A 19,097-nucleotide genomic window follows, 5' to 3' on the forward strand; every position below is an offset into this window, starting at 1 on the left:
CAGGGCGGTCGACGAGCGGGTACTGAGCGAACTCCGCCACCACTACCCGGATGCCAAGGACCTCTGAGCGCGGGGGCGGCCGCCGCCGACCGGCTCGCCGACACCCTGGCGGAACCCCGCCGCCGAGGCAGGCCCTCACCGCCTCCGCGGGCCACGGCATCACGGCACCCGCGACGCCGGTGGCGGCCAAGGCGCCCGCATGGACAGGGGAGGCAGCTTGCCGAGCCGGACCAGCTGATGCCTGACGGCCATCACCACGACGGAGGCGGACAGGATCACGAAGCCGCCGAACCGGAGGATCGCGTCGTACGCCGCCGCGGCGGGCACCTCGGGTGTCATGGCCGTGATCGCGGAGGCCGCAGCGGCCAGTGCGATGGCGCCCAGGGTGACGAGGAAGGTCAGCAGCACCCCCGACGCTTCCCCCGCTCTGGCCGCCGGTACGACCTGCTGGGTGGCGACGCTGGAGAACGTCCAGCCCAGCCCGAGGCCCAGGCCGCACCAGGCGAACACGGGAACGTAGAGCCACCAGGCGGTGACCAGGGTCAGACCGATCATGCCGGTGCCGGCGACCGCCCCCGCGAGCGCCATGACGGCAGTGGCCCGCATCCGGGGCGCGAGCCCGGCCCCCAGCGGGCCGGAGAGCGCCACCACCACAGCCGGAGCGAGGAACACGACACCCGCCATCAGGGGCGAGAGACCTCTGACACCTTGCAGGTAGAGCGTCGCGACGAAGACGGTCACGGCATACCCCATGTTGGCGACCGAGCCCATTGCGGTCACCAGCACGTAGGGAATGTTGCGGAAGAGCTTCGGATCGACGAGCGGATGGCGGATCCGGTTCTCCCGCCGCACGAACAGGAAGCCGGCCAGGACCGCGACGCCGAAGAGGGTGAGCGTCCGGGTGTGGTCCCAGCCCCAGGCGCTGCCCCGCTCGACGGCCAGGGTGAGGGCCGCGAGCGCGCACACCACGGTGAGGCAGCCGATCAGGTCGAGCTGCCGGGGCGCGGTGGGGTCACGGGAGTCCGGTACGAAGAACACGGCGATGACCAGTGAGAGGGCGCTCAGCGGTGCGAGCAGCCAGAAGATCCACCGCCAGCCGGGCCCCTGGGTGAACCCGCCGCCGACGAACGGTCCCCACGCGGTCCCGATGTTCGCCACGCCGAACACCGCGCCCAGTGCACGGGCGCGGTGTTCTTCCGTGAAGGTGTTGCTGATGACGGAAACCGACACGGGGAAGACGAAGCCGGCTCCCACGCCCTGGACGACGCGGGCGGCGACGAGCACCACGAGCCCGGGTGCGAGCGCGCAGCCGACGGAACCGATCACGAAGAGCGCGAGCCCGCCCAGAAGGGCCTTTCTGCGCCCGAAGACGTCGCCCACCCTGCCGCCGATGATGAAGAAGCAGCCGATGGCGAGCATGTAGGCGGACAGGGTCCACTGGGCAGCGGAGTCCGACACGTCGACATCACGGGCGATGCCGGGAAGGGCGAGGTTCAGTGCGAAGAAGTCGACCTGCACGCAGAACAGGGCCACGGCGACGGCGACGAACGCCCCCCTCCGGGCGGCCGTCCCAGGCTCTGTTCCCATGCTCGTCCTCTCCGCTCACGAGCACCCGCCTCGAAGAGCGCACCCAGACCCATGGTCGTGCGCCGGAGGTCTCCCCGCAGCGCGACCGGGGCCGTCGACCGGTCGCACGGCTGAGAACCGGGCCCGCTCGTGATCGTCGGCTTCACCAGAGACCGGTTCCCGCCCCGCCCTTGAACGGGCCCTGAATCTCGTCCGTGATCCAGCCGCCGTAGAAGTCACCGGGCTGGGCCCGTACGCGCCGGCCGTCGACCGTACACAGATCGACTCGGCCCGGATAGAACGCCAGGTGTTGGGCGATCCTCCAGTAGCCGGTCGCGGGATCCTCATAGCTCCAGGCCGCATCGGTGACGGTGTCCCCGCCCATGACGAGCGTCCAGTAGGTGGCCGAGCCCTTCCACTCGCAGAAGGTCTCCGTCCGTGACCGGGACAGCAGGTCGGTGCGCACGTCGTCGCGCGGCACGTAGAAGACGGGGGGATGGCTCGTTTCCAGGACGCGCCGGCAAGCCCGGGAGTCGGCGAGCGTCACTCCCCGGTGTCGGATCACCACATGCCGGTCGTCCGGCTCCACGCTCGGTGGACGGGGGTACTCCCAGACCGACTCCGGCGGCCGCAGCCCGTGCGTGTCGCTCATCGCGTACACCTCCCTCGGCACTTCCCTGTTCGCGGCGCAGACGGATGCACCGGCCCGGGGCGGCCGGATCTCCACCCTCTTCTCCACCCCCGGGTCCAGGCGCGGCGGGCGGCATCACAGCAGGCTGGAGGGCATGACAGCAACCGAGTGGATCACCGACATCGCCCTCGTCCTGATCGTCTTCCGGCAGCTGCGGGAGGGCCGTCTCGACCACAGGACCTTCCTGCTTCCGCTGGCGATCGTGGCCTTCGTGGGGTACTCGTACCTGGACTCCGTCCCCACCGCCGGGAACGACCTCGTCCTGATCGGGGCCCTGACGGCAGTGGGCGCCGCGCTCGGCATCGCCGGGGGGATCCACACCCGCATCCGCGCTCTCGACGGAGACCTCCTGATCAAGGCCGGCGCCGTGTCGGCGGTCCTCTGGATCGCCGGCATGGGGGCCCGCATGGGGTTCCAGACCTGGGTGGAGCACGGCGGCGGCGCCGACGACGTCGCCCGGTTCAGCCTCGCGCACCACATCACCAGCCAGCAGGCGTGGGTCACGGCCTTCGTCCTGATGGCACTCACCGAGGTCGTCACCCGGGTGGCCACGATCTACGTACGCAGTCGGGCGGTCCGGACGGCCCGTCCCCTGCCCGCGCCCGCCCCGACGGTCTGACCGTGCCGTATCTTCGGCCTGTGCCCGCAGACCCGAGCGCCCCGCACCCCGGCGACGACACCGGCCGGGGTGCGGGCGCGCGCCCCGTACCGGGGCACGACCCGCGCGTGCAGTGGGTGGTCTCCGTCGCGGTCGTCGTCGTGGGGCTCCTGACGATCCGGCCCATGGGAGCGAGCGGCCGGGGCCTGGCCGTCGCCGCCCTGTTCGCGGTCAACTCCGCCGCGCTGCTGGCCCGTCGGCTGCCCGAGCACCGGGTCCCGCCGCGCCTCGCCCTGGTCTGGCTCTCGCTCGGGGTCGTCGCGGCGGCCGCCCTGATCGGCCTGAGCAGCAGCGGGACGGGGTACCTCTTCGCCTTCTTCCTCGCCGGCCACATCGGATACCGGCTGGACACCAGGCCCGCCCTCGTCCTGGCCGCGGTCTGCAGCCTGCTCTGCGGCGCCGTGCTGTACCTGCGCCTCGGACCGGGGCACGAGGCGCTGCCGTGGGTCCTCGGCCTCACCACCGGCGTCCCGGTCGTGATCGGCATCGTCAACCGCAGCCAGCGGCAGGCCGTCCGGGCGGCGATCGACGCGGCGGAGTCGGCCGAACGAGCCGCCCGCGCCGAGGCGCGCACCGCCGTGCTGAGTGAACGGGGCCGGATCGCCCGGGACGTCCACGACGTCCTGGCGCACTCCCTCGCCGGGATCAACATGCAGCTGGAGCTGGCGGACGCGCTGATCGACACGGGGGACCTGGAGAAGGTCCGGGAGGCCCACGCCAAGGCCCACGGCCTCGTCAAGGAGAGCCTGAAGCAGGCGCAGTGGACCGTGCACGCCCTGCGCGAGGACGTACTGCCGCTGCGGGAGACCCTCGCCTCGATGCTCGCGTCCTCGGGCCACCGGGACGTCCTCACCGTCACCGGGACCGTGCGCGAGCTGCCCGCCCGGGTGGTGCAGAACCTGCTGAGGATCGCCCAGGAGGCGCTGACCAACGCGGCCCGGCACGCTCCCGGGGGAGCCGTCGCCGTGGAGCTGGGGTTCGCCCCGGCATCGACCGTACTCAGGATCCGCAACCGCCCCGCCACCCGCCCCGCGGTCCCGGGCGCGGGCAGCGGGATGGGACTGATCGGCATGCGCGAACGCGTCGCCCTGCTGGGGGGAACGCTCACGGCGGGCCCGGTCACCGAAGGCCCGCACCAGGGCGACTGGCAAGTGGAGGCAGTGATCCCGCAATGACCGGACCCGACGCACAGCAGCAGCCGTTGAAGGTGGTCGTCGCGGACGACCAGGCCGCCGTCCGCGAGCCCCTCGCCGCGGTCCTCGCCCTGGCCGAGGGCATCGAGGTCGTCGCGGCCGCGGCGAACGGCACCGAGGTGCTGGCGGCCGTCGCCGCCGGCCCGGTGGACGTGGTCCTGATGGACCTGAGGATGCCCGTCATGGACGGCATCGAGACGACCCGCCGGCTGGCCGGGGAGCACCCCGAGGTCGCGGTGGTCGTCCTGACCACCTTCGCCGACGACGACTCGATCCTCGGAGCGTTGGGAGCGGGAGCCCGCGGCTACCTGACCAAGAACGCCGGACGCCGGGACATCACCCGCGCGATCCGGGCCGCGGCCGCCGGCCAGTCCGTACTCGACCGCGAGGTCCAGGACCGCCTCCTCGCCACCGCCAGGGCCAAGGAGCCCTCGCCCGGGCGGCCCCTGCCCGAAGACCTCACCCCCCGCGAACGCGAGGTCCTCGCGCTGATCGGCCAGGGCCTGCCCAACCGGGGCATCGCCGAGCGGCTCTTCATCAGCGAGGCCACCGTCAAGACGCACATCAACAACCTGTTCGCCAAGGCCGGGATCCGCGACCGGGCGGACGCCGTCCGCCGCGCCATCGCCTCGGGCCTGGCCTGACCCGTCACTGGGGAGTGGAGTCGCCGATGTCCGTCCGCCGCGTCGTACCCAATGTCCGCTCGGAGGCGGTCCAGGAGAGCCGGGAGTTCTACGGCCTGCTCGGCTTCGAGGAGGTCATGAACCACGGCTGGATCATGACGCTCGCCTCCCCGTCCAGTCCGACGGCGCAGATCAGCTTCATGGCCGCGGACAGGACCGCACCCGTCACTCCCGACATGAGCGTCGAAGTGGACGACGTGGACGCGGCCTACGCGGCCGTGCGGGAGAGCGGCGCGGAGATCGTCCACCCCCTGCAGGACGAGGAATGGGGGGTGCGGCGGTTCTTCGTCCGCGACCCCAACGGCCGGGTGGTCAACGTACTGGGCCACCGCTGAAGGCCGCGAGCAGCGCGTCCCGAGGGGGAGCCGCCCCGCCGCCCGGGAAGGCGGCACCTGCCGGAACAGGCCCCACCTCCACCTGATTCCGGTCATGTGCGGCCGCGGGTGCCGGAGGCGTCTTGCGGCCTCCGGCGCCGCGTGAGGGAATGCCGCGACGTTGTCGCCTCCAGGACGAGGAGTGGTGAACGTGTCTTCCCGATCACGCGTGGCGCGGCACGGAACGGGCGAACTGATCCGGCGGGGCGCGGTGGCGGCGGCCGCCGCCGTCCTCGCCCTGACGGGGCAGGTGATCGGTGCGGCCGGTTCCGCACGGGCCGCCGCACCGGTCTGCGACGGGACCAAGGTCGACACCCTGGAGTTCGCGACCGGGTACACCTACCTCTACTACAACGCCGCCACCGGCCAGAACTGCGCCTACACCGTGCCCAAGAGCGGCATCGGCACCCCGCAGCTCATCGCCGTGGGGCTGTTCCGGGCCAGCGACAACAAGGGCGACTGGGACAGCAGGCCGGACTACAAGTACTACGCCGGCCCGGTCCGCCTCGACGCCCGCGGCACCTGCGTCCAGTTCAACGGACAGGTCGCCTCCACGTCCGCCACCTCGGGCTGGGGCCACTGCGGCACCCTGACGGCCCCTGCCCACGGAACGCGGCGCGGCGGCGAAGGCGGGTCCTAGCGGCGCTTCGCGCACAGGGCCGCGTCCACCGCCCCCTGGAGGTGACGCAGGCTCTCGCCCTCCGCCGCCCACGTCGTGGTGTACACGGTCACGGTCCCGCGGCCTGCCGTGGCGCGGCCTCCGCCGACCGAGTTGCCGGGCAGATCGCCGCCGTGGCCCCAGTACGCGCCGCCGCAGCTGAGCGGGATCGAGGCGATGCCGTAGCCGTAGCGGCTGCCGGCCGGGTAGACGTCGCGCCCGCCGATCTCGGTCGTGTCCCGGGTCATCTGGCGCAGCGCCCAGTCGGGCAGGAGGCGGCCGCCGAACAGCCCGTCCCAGAACGCGTTGAGGTTCTCGGGCGTGGAGACGAGGCCGCCGGATGCGCCGAACTCGTAACCGGGGAGATCGGTCACGTCAACCCGGCCGGCCTCCGGCGCGGCCGGGTTGACGCCGTAGTTGCGGGCGTGGGGCCCGCGCAGCGACAGTTCGCCGGGGGCGGGCCAGTAGGTGTCGTCCAGGTGCAGCGGGCGCAGGACCGTTCGTTCGATGTACGTCCGGAAGCCGACTCCCGACGCCTTGTCGATCACCATGCCGAGTGCCAGGTAGTTGGTGTTGGAGTATCCCCAGTCGGTACCGGCGTCGAAGACCGGCTTCTCCTTGAGCGCGAGGGCCAGATACTCCTCCGGTGTGCCGGCCCGGGTCCAGTCGACCAGCGTGGTGTACTCGGGCAGCCCGCTGGTCTGCTTGAGCAACTGCCGGACGGTGATGGGGCGTTCGGCGAGCTGCGGCACGTAGCGGCCGGCGCGGTCGTCGAGTCGGACCCGGCCGTCCACCACCAGGCGCATCACGGCTGCCGCGGTGAACGCCTTGGTATCGCTGGCCAGCCGGATCCGCCCCCTCGCATCGACCATGGGCCGCCCCGACGCGCTGTCCGCGACACCGGAGGTGCGGGTGGTCCTGCCGTCGTACGCCAGGGCGCCCGGAACACCGTCGCTGTTGACGAGCAGGTCGAGCTGCCGCTGCACCGGGTCTGCCGACCGGGCCGACGCCGCGGGCACGGCCGCTCCGACGATCGCTGAGGCGAGCAGGACTGCGGCGGCGACGCGCTTGCGGTACATGAGTCTTCCCCCTGGTCACCGGCCCTGACGGGCCGGTCGGTTGCTTGACACCGACTCTTCCAGGACACCGCTGCGAGATCATTGCCCCTGGCCCCCGAACGGGAGGGCGGCCACCCCCCTTGACACATCACGGCTCGGAGGCCGAATGCGTCGACAGCTTCGGGGCCGGACGCCGACGGGCCACGGGGAGGGCGCGCGCCGGCGCTTCGCCCTCCCCGCCCGCGACTCAGCCGATCAGCGCCGCCTCCGCACGGGCCGGCCGGACGACGACGCGCCCCTGGCTCCACTCCCGGGACGCCCGGTCCTCCCGGTCGGCCGAAGGCGTCTCCGCCTCCCTCAGGAGCGCTGTGAGCGAGGTACGGGCACGGGCCACCCGGGAGCGGACCGTGCCGATCGGGCAGCCGATGGCGGTGGCCGCCTCGTCGTAGGGCAGGCCCAGAAGCTGGGTCAGGACGAAGGCATCGCGACGCTCGGCGGGGATGGCCCTCAGGAGTTCCGCGAGGGCGATGCCGTCCTCGAATCCGGGGACGCCGCAGGACTGGGCCCGTTCGGCGGCGGCCTGCCAGTCCTGGTGGTCCGACAGCCGGGGACGGGCGGCGGCGTGGCGGATGCTGTCGACCACGGTGCGGCGGGCGATGGACAACAGCCAGGTGCGTGCGGAGGAGCGCCCCTCGAAACGCCGGAGGGCGGGGAGGGCGCGCAGGAAGACCTCCTGGGTGAGGTCGTCGGCCGCCTGGGCGTCGGCGCTGAGGAAGGCGACGTACCGCCAGACGTCGCGCTGGAGGGCGCGCACGAAGCGGTCGGTGTGGTCGGGGTCGCCGTCGCGTGCGGCGAGCGCGAGCCGCGTGACGGCTTCGTCGCTGCCGGGGGTGTGCCGGGCCGTTTTCGGCGCGGCGGAATCCTGGCGGGTGCTCAGGGCAGGGGTCATCGCCACAAGGTCCTTACGCGTGTGGTGTCCGGCGCCGCGGTCGGCGGGCCGGTGAGGTGTACGGCCTGCCGGAGGGCATGGCCGATGCCCGAGGCGCGACCGGGGATCACCTGCGCGCGCTCGGGGAGCCGGCTGTCAGATGACAGCGGTTCCCGGTGGCGGACCCCGTGAGGTGATGACGTCGATCAGGAACAGCTGCCGCAGCGGGCTGTGGTCCCGCCTGCGGCGAGCGCGCGGTGGCGGCCGGTGCGGTACCGGCGACGGGGCGAGGAGCAGCCGCAGCGGCGTCCAGAGCCATGCCGTGAAGGTGCGCAGCAGCCGGAAGGCGGCCTGCTCGCCGTAGGCGAGCCAGAGTCCCGCGACGACGGCGGCCAGCAGGTGCGCCGCCAGCATTCCGGACGCAGACGTCGACATGCCGGCCATGGCGTGCGCATCCGGCACGGCTGCACCCGGTATCCCGGGCGCACCCTGCATGGCGTCCGGCATGCCGTGGAGGGCGTGGTGGGCGTGGGCGCCCGCGTCCGCCAACGAGGCTGTCCCGGGCGGCGGTTGGTGCACCATGCCGCCGAGGCCGGCGTCGTCGACGAGGCGTGCGGCCTCGGAGGGGGACATCCGCGTATCCCCGCAGGTCAGGTACTGCGCCCACTGCTCGGCGAAGGACCGGCCCGCCGGAAGCGGTCGCGTGAGGGACTGGACCAGGGAGAACCCGGCGTGCAGCGCGGCCTGGACGGCGACCGCGACCGTGGTGACGGCGCGGAGCCCGCGCTCGGTGCCGGCCAGGGACCAGGCGAGGGCGGATGCGCCGGCGAACGCGCCGGCCAAGGCCCACCCGGGCAGGGGAGTTCCCGACATGAGCACGTGACCGGTGGCCGCGAGCACCACGCACAGGGCTGCGAACATCGCAGCCCGTACGGCTCGGGAACAGTGGCCTGGTGTCATGGCGGGCTCATCCTCGCACCCTCGTCGTGCGCCGTGCACCGGGGTGCGCACGAGGTGAGTGGGGCCCGTCCGGTTCTTGCTCCGGACCCGGGACGTGTGGTGCAGGCCACTGGGAGACGCGGGAACCGGCAGGGGGGCGCGACCGACTGACTGCGCATCCGGGAGTTGTGGCGACCTCAGAAGGAGACGGTTGTGCCAGCGGAGGAAGCAGCGACTGCCGTGCCCGAAGGGACGGAATCCCGGGCAGACGGCCGGATTGTGGACCGGTTCGGGCCCCGGCGCTCGCTGGTGGCGCTGCTCCTGGTCTCCTCGGTGGCGCTCGCGCTGATCGGGGCGGCTCCCGGCGCCGGACTGCTGCTGGGCGCGGTCGCGTTGGGCGGGGCGCCGCAGGCGCCGGCGAACCCGGCGGCCGACAGGGCGATCCTCGCGGCGGTGCCGCCCGCCCGCAGGGGTGCGGTCACCGGCATGAAGCAGTCCGGTGTCCAGCTGGGGGCGTTCGCGGCCGGGCTGCCGCTCGCGGCCCTGGCCTCGGGGCTGGGGTGGAGGGGCGCGGTGTGGGCGGCGGCCGGTGCGGCTCTCGCCACCGGGCTGCGGGCGGCGCGAACCCTGCCCGTCGACCCGCCGGTCTCCGTCGGCGGGCCGCGCACCTCACTCGTCCCGCGGGGCACGGTCGCCTGGCTCGCGGTGTTCTCGCTGTTCCCGGGCTGCGGCATCGCCTCGGTGAACACCTGTCTCGCGCTGTTCGGCCCGCGGGAACTGGGGCTGGGGCCGACTGCGGCCGCTGCCTTGGTCGCGGTGTTGGGCGCGACGGGCAATCGCGGGCCGGGTCGGATGGTCGAGGGGCAGCGCGTCCCGGCCGGGCCGAGTGGCTTCCCGGGTGGCTCGCCTGCGGAGCGCTCGGCGCGGCCGTGCTCCTCGCGGCGGCGGTGGCCGTGGGGCCCTTGGTGTGGGCCGGGGCCGTCGCCGTGGGGGTGTTCGCCGTCTCCGGCAATGCCGTGACGAGGGTGCTGGTGATGCAGCGGGCCGCACCGGGACGGGCCGGGCATCGGCGCCCACCTCCTGCCGGGTGCGTGCTCGCGGCCTCCGGGCTGGCTTCCGGCCATGGGTACTCCAGGTACTGGGTCCTTGTGCGGCTGAGCTCCCGGCGTCCGCGGCCGGGGCGGCCGTCCTCCGGGGAACTGCCGGAGGCGTAGTCGTAACCGGCGCCCGGGGAGTTCCCGCACGAACCATCGGACGGCTTCTTGCACATATATTGCAGGTGCAGATGGGTGGCAAGAGAAATGAGGAGCTGTGGGCGGACCGGTGGTGCTGGGGATCGAGTCGTCGTGCGACGAGACCGGCGCGGGCATCGTGCAGGACGGGAAGCTGCTCGCGCACGTGGTGGCGTCGAGCATGGACGAGCACGCCCGGTTCGGCGGGGTGGTGCCGGAGATCGCCGCCCGTGCCCACCTGCATGCCTTCAACCCCGTGGTCCGGCAGGCCCTCGACCAGGCCGGACTGCGGCTCGGCCGGATCGACGCCGTCGCGGTCACCACGGGCCCCGGCCTCTCCGGGGCCCTCCAGGTCGGCCTGGCCGGCGCGAAGACCCTGGCCTACGCGGCCGGGGTGCCGCTGTACGGTGTCCACCACCTCGCCGGGCACGTCGCCGCCGACACCCTGGAGCACGGGCCGCTGCCCGAGCCGTGCGTGGTGCTGATCGTCTCCGGCGGGCACACCTCGCTCCTGCTCGTCCGCGACCTGGTGCGCGAGCCGATCCTGCACCTGGGCGACACCCTCGACGACGCGGCCGGCGAGTGCTTCGACAAGGCCGCCCGGATCCTCGGCCTGCCGTACCCGGGCGGGCCCGCCGTCGACAGGGCCGCCCGGGACGGGAACCCCGAGGCCGTGGCCTTCCCGCGCCCGCTCACCCGGCCCGGCGACGACCCGTACGCCTTCTCCTTCTCCGGCCTCAAGACCGCCGCTGCCCGCTGGGTCGAGCAGCACCGCCTGCGCGGCGAGCAGGTGCCGGTGGCCGACGGGGCGGCCGCCCTCCAGGAAGCCGTGGCCGACGTCCTGACCCGCAAGGCCATGGCGGCCTGCACCGCGTACGACGTGAAGACCCTGGTCGTGGTCGGCGGCGTGGCCGCCAACTCCCGCGTCCGGGCCCTCGCGGAGGAGCGGTGCGCTTCCGCGGGCATCGAGCTGCGCGTGCCGCCGATGACCCTGTGCACCGACAACGGTGCGATGATCGCGGCCGTGGGCGACCTCCTGGTCCGTTCCGGCGCCGAACCGGCCCCGCTGGACGTGTCGGTCGACCCGTCCGCCCCCCTGCACTACGCGTCCCTGACCCCGCGGGCCCGACCCGCCGTCCGGGCGGCCTGAAGGGCCCTGGTGCGGCCCCCGGGCCGGCCGGCCGGCCGCTCGCGCGGTCGGCTGACGCGGTCGGCCCGGGGCATCGGGTCACTGCGCCGGCAGGCGCGGCGTGCGCGGGGGCTCGGTGCGGCGGCTGCCGGTCTTCTCGAAGGCGGCGGCGAGGGTCAGCAGGGCGTTGTCGTCGTAGGCGCGGCCCGCGAAGGTGAGGCCGACGGGCATGCCGGTGTCCGCCATGGTGCCCATGGGCACGGTCACGGTCGGGATGCCGAGGTGGCGCGGGACGAGGTTGCCGTTGGCGACCCAGACGCCGTTGCGCCAGCCGAGGTCGGCGGAGGCCGTGTCGACGTCCATGTCGGCGGGGCCGACGTCGGCGACCGCGGGGAAGACCACCGCGTCCAGGCCCAGCCCGTCCATCCACAGCTCCAGGTCGACCCGGCGGGTCTCCTCGAGTCCGCGCAGGCCCTGTTCGAGGTGCGGCATGTCGGCGAGCGAGGCGTACGGGCGCTCGCGCACGAAGCGGGGGTAGTCGCCGATCGTGTCGTCGAAGCCGTCGTAGCGGTCGGGCAGCTCGCCCTCCTGCTTGGGCCAGATGGCGGCGCCGTCGACCTCGGCCAGGGTGGAGAGCGCGGGGTCGCCGTTGGCGCGCAGGAAGTCGTCCCAGGCCCAGGCGGACAGGTCCTCGATCTCGAAGGTGAGGTAGGCGCGGCTGACCAGTCCGCGGGTGAGCAGCGAGGGCGCTCCGGGACGGTCGGACTCGTAGTTGGTCACCACGGGGAAGTCGACCTCGACGACCTCGGCGCCGGCGGCCTCCAGGTCGCGGCGCGCGGCCTCCCACAGGGCGATCACCGAGGGGCGCGTGTCGATGCGCTGTCCGGTCTGGCCGCCGATGCCCCCGTCGGGGTTGGTTCCGGCGTCGGGGTCCGCGTTGACGTACATCCGGGGCACACCGACCCGCTTGCCGGCGAGCGCCGCGGACGCGGCCGGCGCGTCGGCGGGCGCGAGGGCCGGGTAGGAGACGGGGCGCACCTGGGAGGGGGAGGGAAGCGGCACCCAGGGCTGGGCGCGCCACAGGTCGCCGCGCGTCTGCGGGTCGTCGGCGACGATCACGTCGAGCAGCTCGAACAGGTCGGCCATGGTGCGCGTGTGCGGGACCACGACGTCCATGGTCGGGACGAGCGGCCAGTTCCCGCGGACCGAGATCACGCCGCGGCTGGGGGTGTAGGCGCAGAGCGCGTTGTTCGAGGCGGGGGCGCGGCCCGAGGACCAGGTCTCCTCACCGAGCCCGAACGCGCCGAAGGAGGCCGCCGTCGCCGTGCCCGAGCCGTTGGAGGAGCCCGAGCCGTAGGCGCTGGTCAGCCAGTCCGCGCTGTACGGGCTCTCCGCCCGGCCGTACACGCCGCGCTGCATGCCGCCGTTCGCCATCGGGGGCATGTTGGTCAGGCCGATGAGGACGGCCCCGCCCGCGCGCAGCCGCTCGATCGCGAAGGCGTCGCACTGGGCGACCAGTCGCTCGAACGCCGGGGAGCCGGACGCGGCCGTGAGCCCCTTCGCGAGGTAGCTGTCCTTCGCGGTGTAGGGGATGCCGTCCAGCGGGCCGAGCGCCTCGCCGCGCGCACGGCGGGCGTCGGAGGCCTCCGCCTCCGCGCGGGCGTCCGGGTTCATCACGACCATCGCGTTGAGGGCGGTGGCCGTGCCGGGCCGGTCGTACGCGTCGATCCGGGCGAGGTAGGCGTCGAGCAGCCCGACCGCGGTGGTCTCGCCCTTCTCCAGCGCCGTGCGCAGGTCGGCGATACGGGTCTCCACGACATCGAATCCGCGCGTCATGAGGGTGTCTCCTGGGTGGTGGGTAGGACAGGGGGCCACCGGCCGGCGGGGCGGCCGCCGCACACGGCCGCCCCGCTCTCCTCATCCTGACTAGATTTTCAGTCTAGACCAAAAATCTAGATGTGGAGTACCTAGACTTGTGACCTGGATTCCCGGAACCGAAAGTGAGCTCATGCCGACGTCAGAGACCGGGCCCGGGCTGCCCGCCCCGATCGACAGGAAGCGCCAGCCCAGCGGGGACGAGGCGCGGGGACGGGCGATGAGGGCGGCCATCGGCCTCATCGCCGAGAAGGGGACGGCGGGCCTGCGGATGTCGGACATCGCCGCGCGGGCGGGCATGAGCACCGGGCACATCCTCTACCACTTCGGGAAGAAGGACCGGCTCCTGCTGGAGGTCCTCGTGTGGAGCCAGACGGACCTCTGGGCCCGGTTCCAGCAGGCCGCCGACCGGGCGGCCTCGCCCGCCGAGAAGCTGGACCTGTTCGTCCGCTTCTACCTGCCCCGCCACCAGGGCGACGAGCGCTACGCGCTGTGGACGCAGGTACTGGCCCAGCGCCACGACGAAACGGGACGGCGCATCCTCACCGAGCTGCTCGACGGCTGGGACGAGCGCCTGGACGCCATCCTCCGTGAGGGACGGGACCTGGGACACTTCGCCGACGTCGACCTCCCGGAGTTCACCGTCCGGGCCGTGGCCATGCTGAGCGGCCTCGCCGAGGACGTGATGTTCGGACGCTCCCGCTGGCAGCAAGCCTCCGCGCACGCGTTCGCCCTGTCCGCCCTCGAACGCGAACTGCGCCCCGCCCCTCCGGGCCCGTGCCCGAAGGCCGGGTAGCGGCGGAAGCCGCCACCAGCCGATGTCCCGGCAGCCGGGGAGGTCCTCACACCTCGCGCAGATACGCGTCCACGCTGTTGCCGGAACTCGACCATATGAAGTCCAGCCTCTGGCCGTTGCCGCATGCGAGGGCGGTGGACTTGTCGAGGCCGCTGTAGGGGAAGTGCGCGTACACCTGCGCACACTGGCCGTCTTCGGAACCGTTGGTGTCCTTCACCCAGCCGTTGATCGACACCTTGTTGCCCGAGCTGCAGGTGACGGTCCAATGTGCCTCGGCGCCGTTGAGGTGCACGTCCTTCCTGGCGCCGCATCCGCCCAGGGGCCCGAAGCCCGCTGACCCGGTCTGGGCGTGAGCACTGGCGGCCGGGGCCGCGAGGCCCGCGCACGCGAGGACCAGGGTGGCCGTACCGACGGCGAATCCACGCTTCATCTTCTTCTCCTCTGAAGGATGACCGAATGGGCGGGGGAGGGGGCGACGCCAGAGCGGCGCCCCGCACAACAGCACGCGCACGGGGCGTCACGAGCGGCCCACCTTGCCGGCGGGCCAAGCCTCCGCCCGGACGACCGCCATGGCCAAGCCCAATCCCGGACATCTCCCGGCTGGGCCGGCGCCGGAGTCGGTGGGGGCGACGGGTGCGGGGCGCCGACTCCCACGGCTCCGGTGGCGTCGCCCCGCCGAGTCGCAGCCGACGGGTAGGGAGCCGTGAGGCCTGAGGCCCCGTGTCAGAACGGCGGATCGCCGGTGCCGCCGCCTGCCCCGTCGTCCGCCCACCGGTAGTCGAAATCGTCCAGGCGCGCCTGCAGTTCACGGGACGCGACGTCGTTCGCGTTCTCCAGGTCACTGGCGTCGTGACCCCAGGCGTCGAGCGCATGCAGGGCGCGGTCGCGGTGGTAGCGGTGGGTGCTGGTGGTCAGCAGGCTACGGGCGTGTTCGACCAGCTCGGCCCGGTGTGGGGTGAGCCCGGGGTCCTCTGTGAGGGGGATGGCTGCGACGAGGGCCTCGTCGCGCACTTTCGCATGGTCATGGCCGAGGAACGGCTGAACCGCGGAGTAGACAGCCGGGCGCAGGCTCCGAAAGGCGCGCGTGTCCGGGCATGCCTGGAGAAAACCTTCGCCGAAAAGGTATTCGGCGTCGTAGGCGGTGGCGCCGAGCCTGTTCAGCAGCGACGCGCGGGTGGGATGGCGTGACGGCACGCCCGCGTCGTGGTCGAGGTCGCCCGTTTCGGTGGCCGGATGGTTGAGGATGGCTGCGAAGTACAGAGCCACCGGCACGGTGGCTTCGTAGATGGTGTTCTGGTGGTCCACCTCATTGCTCACCTCGTTGACGGCGGCCGCCCTGACGGCCGGGTCGGGGTCGAGGAGACGCGCCGGGGCGGCCGGCAGGGATTCGCCCGTCCCGTAGGGGGTGGCGAGCGATCTCCAGTCCGTACCTTCGAGGAGCTCCTGATGGTGGGGCAGCCCGTCGGGGTGAGGGCACTTCCTCCAGCTGACGCGGTCGGTCACAGGCCGAGGCTATGGCGTCGCCACGGGCGGTCGGCGGGCCGGCTGCAGGTGTGGTGCGATCCTGGCCGTGGGCCTCGGACGATCGTGGCCCCGGTCGACCGCGACGCGGCCGCCTCCGGCGCCGCTGCGGCCGGTGACAGCGAGCCGCCCCGGGACGTGTCGAAAGGCCGACCGCACGCGGAGTGCATCAGCGAAAGGGGGAATCGTGACGCCTGACCTCGCCGCGGAGGACCTGGCCCGCCTCTATCCCGAACTCGGCCGGAGCGAAACACTCCAGAGCATCCTGCAGACAGCCGTCCACCAAGCTGGACATGGGCTGGACGTGCTCCCGGAGCGCGCTCCGGGCTGGTGGCGCTGCGGAGCCCGAGTGGATGGTGACAGCCGGACGACCAACGTCCTCCTCGGTACCGCAGAGCGCGCGTTCATCGTGAACTTCCGGGAACGCGGCGTCATGATGGCCAGAGGCACGACGACCAGCCTGGACGCCGTCGTGTCGGCGATCGGCGCTTGGCAGTCCGGCACCACCTTGGCACGCCTGAAGTCTGCATGCCCGTTCGTCGGCCACGGTCCGCTCGCCGAGGCCCACGAGCGCGGTGACGCCGTCGAGGCCCAGTGGACGAGGTACCGGCACACCGCAGCACGGCACGTCGACCACGAACTCATCGAGGCTGCATACGCCCGGCCACGGCTGCGGGCTCTGTTTCCCTTCCACAGCCACCTCACGCTGAACTTCAGCCGCTGCACCGGATTCCCCTACACCCACGACATCCCGGTGATCACCCCCGCGAACGGGAGCTACCGGGTGACCTGGTGGCACACCCGGTCCCCCGACGGACCGGCGGACATCGGAGAAGTCGGCACCCCTGACGACGCCGTCGCCTTGGTCGTCGGCCTTCTGCCCGACAACTGCGGGCCGGCGGTTGCGGGCACCGCCGAAGACCTTGACGACTCGCCCTCCACCCGATGATCCGGCTGACGTGGCCTTCGACGACGCCGGCGTCGAGCGGGGCGGGGCCGGGGCCGGTCCACGTTCCCCTCCTGCTCCGTGCGTTCGACGGCAACGGCTCTGCACCGCAGCGGAGTCGCGGCGCGCAGTTCCGGCGCGGGCTCCCTACGCGGTCGGTGGTGTGGTGCGCAGGCCTTCGAGCAGCGTGGTGAGGTAGCGGTGCGCGGTGTCGACCCGTGCGGCGGGGGTGGCGTCGCCGTGGACGTGTACGGCGTGGGCGATGCCGCACATGAGCGGGACCAGGTCGGCCGGGGTCAGCTCGGGGCGGACCGCCCCGGCGGCGCGGGCGCGGTCGAGGAGCGCGGTGCCGGTGGACCACAAGGACCGAGTGAGTTCCGCGGTCCGGGGCAGTGCGTTCGCGGGTGCGGCGGTGACGGGTGCCAGGGAGGCGTCGGTGACCTGGGCTTCGACGGTGCGGGTCAGGAACTCCTCCAGGGCGCGCCAACCGTCCGCGTCGGCCAGTGCCCGCTCGCCGTGGGCGATCAGGGCTTCCAGGCCGGGGGTCGCCACGGTCTCCAGGAGTGCTTCGGGGGTGGCGAAGTGCCGGTAGACGGTGCCGACGCCCAGTCCGGAGCGGCGGGCGACGTCGTTGAGCTGCAGCGGCGTCCCCTCGTCGACCAGGGCGCGGGCGACGGCGACGATCCGCTCCCAGTTGCGGGCCGCGTCCTTGCGCAGTGGCGTCGTCATGGGCACATGGTATCCGGATGACTCATCCGGATGGTCCGACTCCGTGGGCGGGGCCTGCGCGGCGGGTCGGGGTGCCTTCCGTCACGTCTGTCGGCTGCGGCACGGCGCCGGGCGGCGCGAAGGCCGAGGGGGTGCGGTCGAAGGTGAAGCGGCTGGTGGAGCGGGGCCGGCCGGCCGAGGAGCGTCCCGGGGTGTTCACGCCGAGGCGGGCTGCCGGGTCTCGTAGTCCCGGGCAAGGCGCCGCGAGGGCAGCAGCCGACTCGGCGTCCTCTCCACCACCCGCCTGCGCGGAAGCACCACGCATCCGCTCATGCCGTTGGTGCGCAGTTGGACGTCGGGGTCGTTCAGACGAGGTGGATCGTGAAGCGCCTCACGACCTTGGGGGTCGTGGCGATCGTGTCGGAGTGGACCGAGCCGCGAGCCTTCTCGTACTCCCCGGTGCCGCCCGTGACCGCGTTGTCGAAGGGACCCTGGTCGAGGTAGTTGAAGTACATTCCCTGCACGGTGAGCTGACCGCCCGGGAGGGTGTAGGTCACGACGCACTGCTCCGCTTCATCGGCGCCGCCCCGGGTGGTGGTGCAGGTGCCGTGGGACTCGCCGACCTTGTGGTGCGCCTTGTCGAAGAGGTCCGAGCGGACGACGACTTGATCGCCCTGCGAGACGCTGCCGGGGGTGACGGGGAAGCGGGTCAGCTGCTGCACCTCGGCCTGGACTGTGATGATCCGGGCTTTGCCGCTGGCCTGGGCGGAACCGGTGTCCGTCGCGGCGGCCGCGACGGGGGTGCAGGCGAGCAGGGTGACCAGCGAGGCCGTGCCGAGGCAGGCCGCTCTGATGGGGCGCATCATGCGACTCCTGAGGTCGATGTTCGGGAAGGACCGGATGGCGAACTTCCATCCGATTCCGCTCGATTTCCTTCATAACCTCGACTCCGCCGCCGCACGGAGCACCCGGGCGCGAACCACCGGCACATCCAGCCGGTCGGACCAAAGTCAGGCGCAGGAGGCCCTGCCTTCATGCGCGTGCCACCGGAAGACCACCCGACCGGGAACCCTCGTTCGACCACGAAGCGCACCCCTCGGTACGACAACGGCTACCTGAGGGGTGCGTACCGTTCGCTCAGCAGGCGTACGGCTTCGGCCGTGCGGCGGTCGGACGCGTGGCGGAACGGGGGCACCGGAAGGGCCCGGGAACCGATGACGACGCCGGTCCGGCCGGTCAGCGCCTCGTCGGTGGCGGCGGCGATCGACGGCCTGGCCGCCACGGACGCCGGACCCGAGGTGGAACGTGCGAACTTTCGGCGCACCAGCGGCCACAGCAGTCGCAGGGCGGGCGAGACGATCTTCGGGTCGGTCAGGGTGCCGGCGGTCATGTCGGTCGCGGCGCCCCCCGGGTCAGCGGCGAATACCGAGACACCCGTGCCGCCGAGCCGTGCGGCCAGGTCCAGCGTGTAGACGAGGTTGGCGAGTTTGGCGCGCCCGTACCAGTGGAAGCCGTAGTAGCCGCCGGGCGGCTCGACGGCGTCGAACGCCCGCCTGGCGACCCCTACCGCACCCGAGGTCACGTTCACGATCCTGCTCGGCGCACCGGCGGTCAGTGTGGGCAGCAGGAGTTCGGTCAGCAGGTACGGGGAGAGGTGGTTGACGACGAACGACGCCTCGACGCCGCCCAGGTCGCGCCGCTCCGGGAACATCGCCCCGACGTTGTTGACCAGGACGCCGAGCGGTTCGCCCGAGGCGGCGTGGTCGGAGGCGATCCGGCCCGCGAGGGCGCGGACGGCGTCGAGCGAGGCCAGGTCGGCGGACAGGAAGCGGGCGGGGTGGGACGGGCCCGTCGCGGCGATCCGCTCGACCGCCCGGGCGCCCCGGCCGGCATCGCGTCCGACCACCGTGACCGCGAACCCGGCGGCGGCCAGCCCCAGGGCCGTCTCCAGGCCGATTCCGGCGGTTCCGGCCGTGACCACGGCTGCCCTCTTCATGAGACGTCCACCCCCGATGATGATGCGGATTATCTATCCGCTTCGTTCGGCGACGGTATCACGTGTCCGGATGACCTATCCGCTTCGCCTGGTGCCGCACGGGGATCGTGAGGGGTGGTGGGTGCACAGGGAGCGCGCGGATCGCA

At 72.9% G+C, this 19,097-nt stretch carries 20 protein-coding genes and 1 pseudogene; 9 read left to right on the forward strand and 12 right to left on the reverse strand.

What is annotated here, in order from left to right:
* Positions 1-159: 159 nt before the first annotated feature.
* A complete protein-coding gene (locus AB0469_RS29200; RefSeq protein WP_366454434.1) occupies positions 160-1,587 on the reverse strand; it encodes an MFS transporter in 1,428 nt (475 codons plus the stop codon).
* Positions 1,588-1,729: 142 nt separating this feature from the next.
* Entirely contained in the window at positions 1,730-2,218 is a 489-nt protein-coding gene (locus AB0469_RS29205) for a DUF427 domain-containing protein (RefSeq protein ID WP_366454435.1), read from the reverse strand.
* A gap of 133 nt (positions 2,219-2,351) precedes the next feature.
* Here AB0469_RS29205 and AB0469_RS29210 point away from each other — a divergent pair, with 133 nt between their 5' ends.
* The 5 genes from AB0469_RS29210 to AB0469_RS29230 all read left to right on the forward strand — a co-directional run bounded on the left by AB0469_RS29210 (position 2,352) and on the right by AB0469_RS29230 (position 5,805).
* A complete protein-coding gene (locus AB0469_RS29210) occupies positions 2,352-2,876 on the forward strand; it encodes a hypothetical protein (RefSeq protein WP_366454436.1) in 525 nt (174 codons plus the stop codon).
* 107 nt (positions 2,877-2,983) lie between these two features.
* Positions 2,984-4,090 (forward strand): histidine kinase, encoded by a 1,107-nt coding sequence (locus tag AB0469_RS29215; protein WP_366454499.1) that lies wholly within the window; start codon positions 2,984-2,986, stop codon positions 4,088-4,090.
* Positions 4,087-4,752, forward strand: a complete 666-nt coding sequence (locus AB0469_RS29220) for a response regulator transcription factor (protein ID WP_366454437.1) — start codon at positions 4,087-4,089, stop codon at positions 4,750-4,752. Before AB0469_RS29215 ends, AB0469_RS29220 begins: the two co-directional genes overlap by 4 nt.
* 26 nt (positions 4,753-4,778) lie before the next feature.
* Entirely contained in the window at positions 4,779-5,126 is a 348-nt protein-coding gene (locus tag AB0469_RS29225) for a VOC family protein (RefSeq protein WP_366454438.1), read from the forward strand.
* 190 nt (positions 5,127-5,316) lie between these two features.
* On the forward strand, positions 5,317-5,805 hold the full coding sequence (locus AB0469_RS29230; RefSeq protein ID WP_366454439.1) for a hypothetical protein: 489 nt from the start codon (positions 5,317-5,319) through the stop codon (positions 5,803-5,805).
* Here AB0469_RS29230 and AB0469_RS29235 read toward each other — a convergent pair.
* The 3 genes from AB0469_RS29235 to AB0469_RS29245 all read right to left on the reverse strand — a co-directional run bounded on the left by AB0469_RS29235 (position 5,802) and on the right by AB0469_RS29245 (position 8,769).
* Entirely contained in the window at positions 5,802-6,902 is a 1,101-nt protein-coding gene (locus AB0469_RS29235; protein ID WP_366454440.1) for a serine hydrolase domain-containing protein, read from the reverse strand. The genes AB0469_RS29230 and AB0469_RS29235 overlap by 4 nt on opposite strands.
* A gap of 226 nt (positions 6,903-7,128) precedes the next feature.
* Complete coding sequence (locus tag AB0469_RS29240; RefSeq protein WP_366454441.1) at positions 7,129-7,830, reverse strand: sigma-70 family RNA polymerase sigma factor; 702 nt, start codon at positions 7,828-7,830, stop codon at positions 7,129-7,131.
* A gap of 135 nt (positions 7,831-7,965) precedes the next feature.
* Positions 7,966-8,769 (reverse strand): hypothetical protein, encoded by an 804-nt coding sequence (locus AB0469_RS29245; protein WP_366454442.1) that lies wholly within the window; start codon positions 8,767-8,769, stop codon positions 7,966-7,968.
* A gap of 258 nt (positions 8,770-9,027) precedes the next feature.
* Between AB0469_RS29245 and AB0469_RS29250 the strand changes: the two genes are divergently transcribed.
* Positions 9,028-9,768 carry an MFS transporter gene (locus AB0469_RS29250; RefSeq protein WP_366454443.1) on the forward strand — a complete coding sequence of 247 codons (741 nt, stop codon included), beginning with the start codon at positions 9,028-9,030 and terminating at the stop codon, positions 9,766-9,768.
* 303 nt (positions 9,769-10,071) lie between these two features.
* The gene (tsaD, locus tag AB0469_RS29255; RefSeq protein WP_366454500.1) at positions 10,072-11,130 is read left to right on the forward strand and encodes a tRNA (adenosine(37)-N6)-threonylcarbamoyltransferase complex transferase subunit TsaD; all 1,059 of its coding nucleotides are present in this window, start codon (positions 10,072-10,074) and stop codon (positions 11,128-11,130) included.
* Between the two features lie 78 nt (positions 11,131-11,208).
* On the opposite strand, the gene AB0469_RS29260 is transcribed toward tsaD, so the two are convergent.
* Entirely contained in the window at positions 11,209-12,945 is a 1,737-nt protein-coding gene (locus tag AB0469_RS29260) for an amidase (protein ID WP_366454444.1), read from the reverse strand.
* 172 nt (positions 12,946-13,117) lie between these two features.
* On the opposite strand from AB0469_RS29260, the gene AB0469_RS29265 reads away from it, so the two are divergent.
* Positions 13,118-13,780, forward strand: a complete 663-nt coding sequence (locus AB0469_RS29265; RefSeq protein WP_366454445.1) for a TetR/AcrR family transcriptional regulator — start codon at positions 13,118-13,120, stop codon at positions 13,778-13,780.
* A gap of 46 nt (positions 13,781-13,826) precedes the next feature.
* On the opposite strand, the gene AB0469_RS29270 is transcribed toward AB0469_RS29265, so the two are convergent.
* Positions 13,827-14,210, reverse strand: coding sequence for a hypothetical protein (locus AB0469_RS29270; RefSeq protein ID WP_366454446.1), 384 nt, complete (start codon positions 14,208-14,210; stop codon positions 13,827-13,829).
* 293 nt (positions 14,211-14,503) lie between these two features.
* Entirely contained in the window at positions 14,504-15,283 is a 780-nt protein-coding gene (locus AB0469_RS29275) for a hypothetical protein (RefSeq protein ID WP_366454447.1), read from the reverse strand.
* Between the two features lie 205 nt (positions 15,284-15,488).
* Here AB0469_RS29275 and AB0469_RS29280 point away from each other — a divergent pair, with 205 nt between their 5' ends.
* Positions 15,489-16,250, forward strand: coding sequence for a DUF6193 family natural product biosynthesis protein (locus tag AB0469_RS29280; RefSeq protein WP_366454448.1), 762 nt, complete (start codon positions 15,489-15,491; stop codon positions 16,248-16,250).
* A gap of 144 nt (positions 16,251-16,394) precedes the next feature.
* Here AB0469_RS29280 and AB0469_RS29285 read toward each other — a convergent pair whose 3' ends face one another.
* From AB0469_RS29285 to AB0469_RS29300, 4 genes and pseudogenes are all read right to left on the reverse strand, one after another.
* The gene (locus AB0469_RS29285; protein WP_366454449.1) at positions 16,395-16,976 is read right to left on the reverse strand and encodes a TetR/AcrR family transcriptional regulator; all 582 of its coding nucleotides are present in this window, start codon (positions 16,974-16,976) and stop codon (positions 16,395-16,397) included.
* A 198-nt stretch (positions 16,977-17,174) separates the two neighbouring features.
* A pseudogene (locus AB0469_RS29290) lies at positions 17,175-17,270 on the reverse strand (IS5/IS1182 family transposase); the annotation flags it as partial.
* A gap of 50 nt (positions 17,271-17,320) precedes the next feature.
* Entirely contained in the window at positions 17,321-17,818 is a 498-nt protein-coding gene (locus AB0469_RS29295; protein WP_366454450.1) for a hypothetical protein, read from the reverse strand.
* 248 nt (positions 17,819-18,066) lie between these two features.
* On the reverse strand, positions 18,067-18,951 hold the full coding sequence (locus AB0469_RS29300) for an SDR family NAD(P)-dependent oxidoreductase (protein WP_366454451.1): 885 nt from the start codon (positions 18,949-18,951) through the stop codon (positions 18,067-18,069).
* Positions 18,952-19,097 lie beyond the last annotated feature (146 nt).

This window comes from Streptomyces sp. NPDC093801, from assembly GCF_040701585.1.
GTDB lineage: Bacteria > Actinomycetota > Actinomycetes > Streptomycetales > Streptomycetaceae > Streptomyces.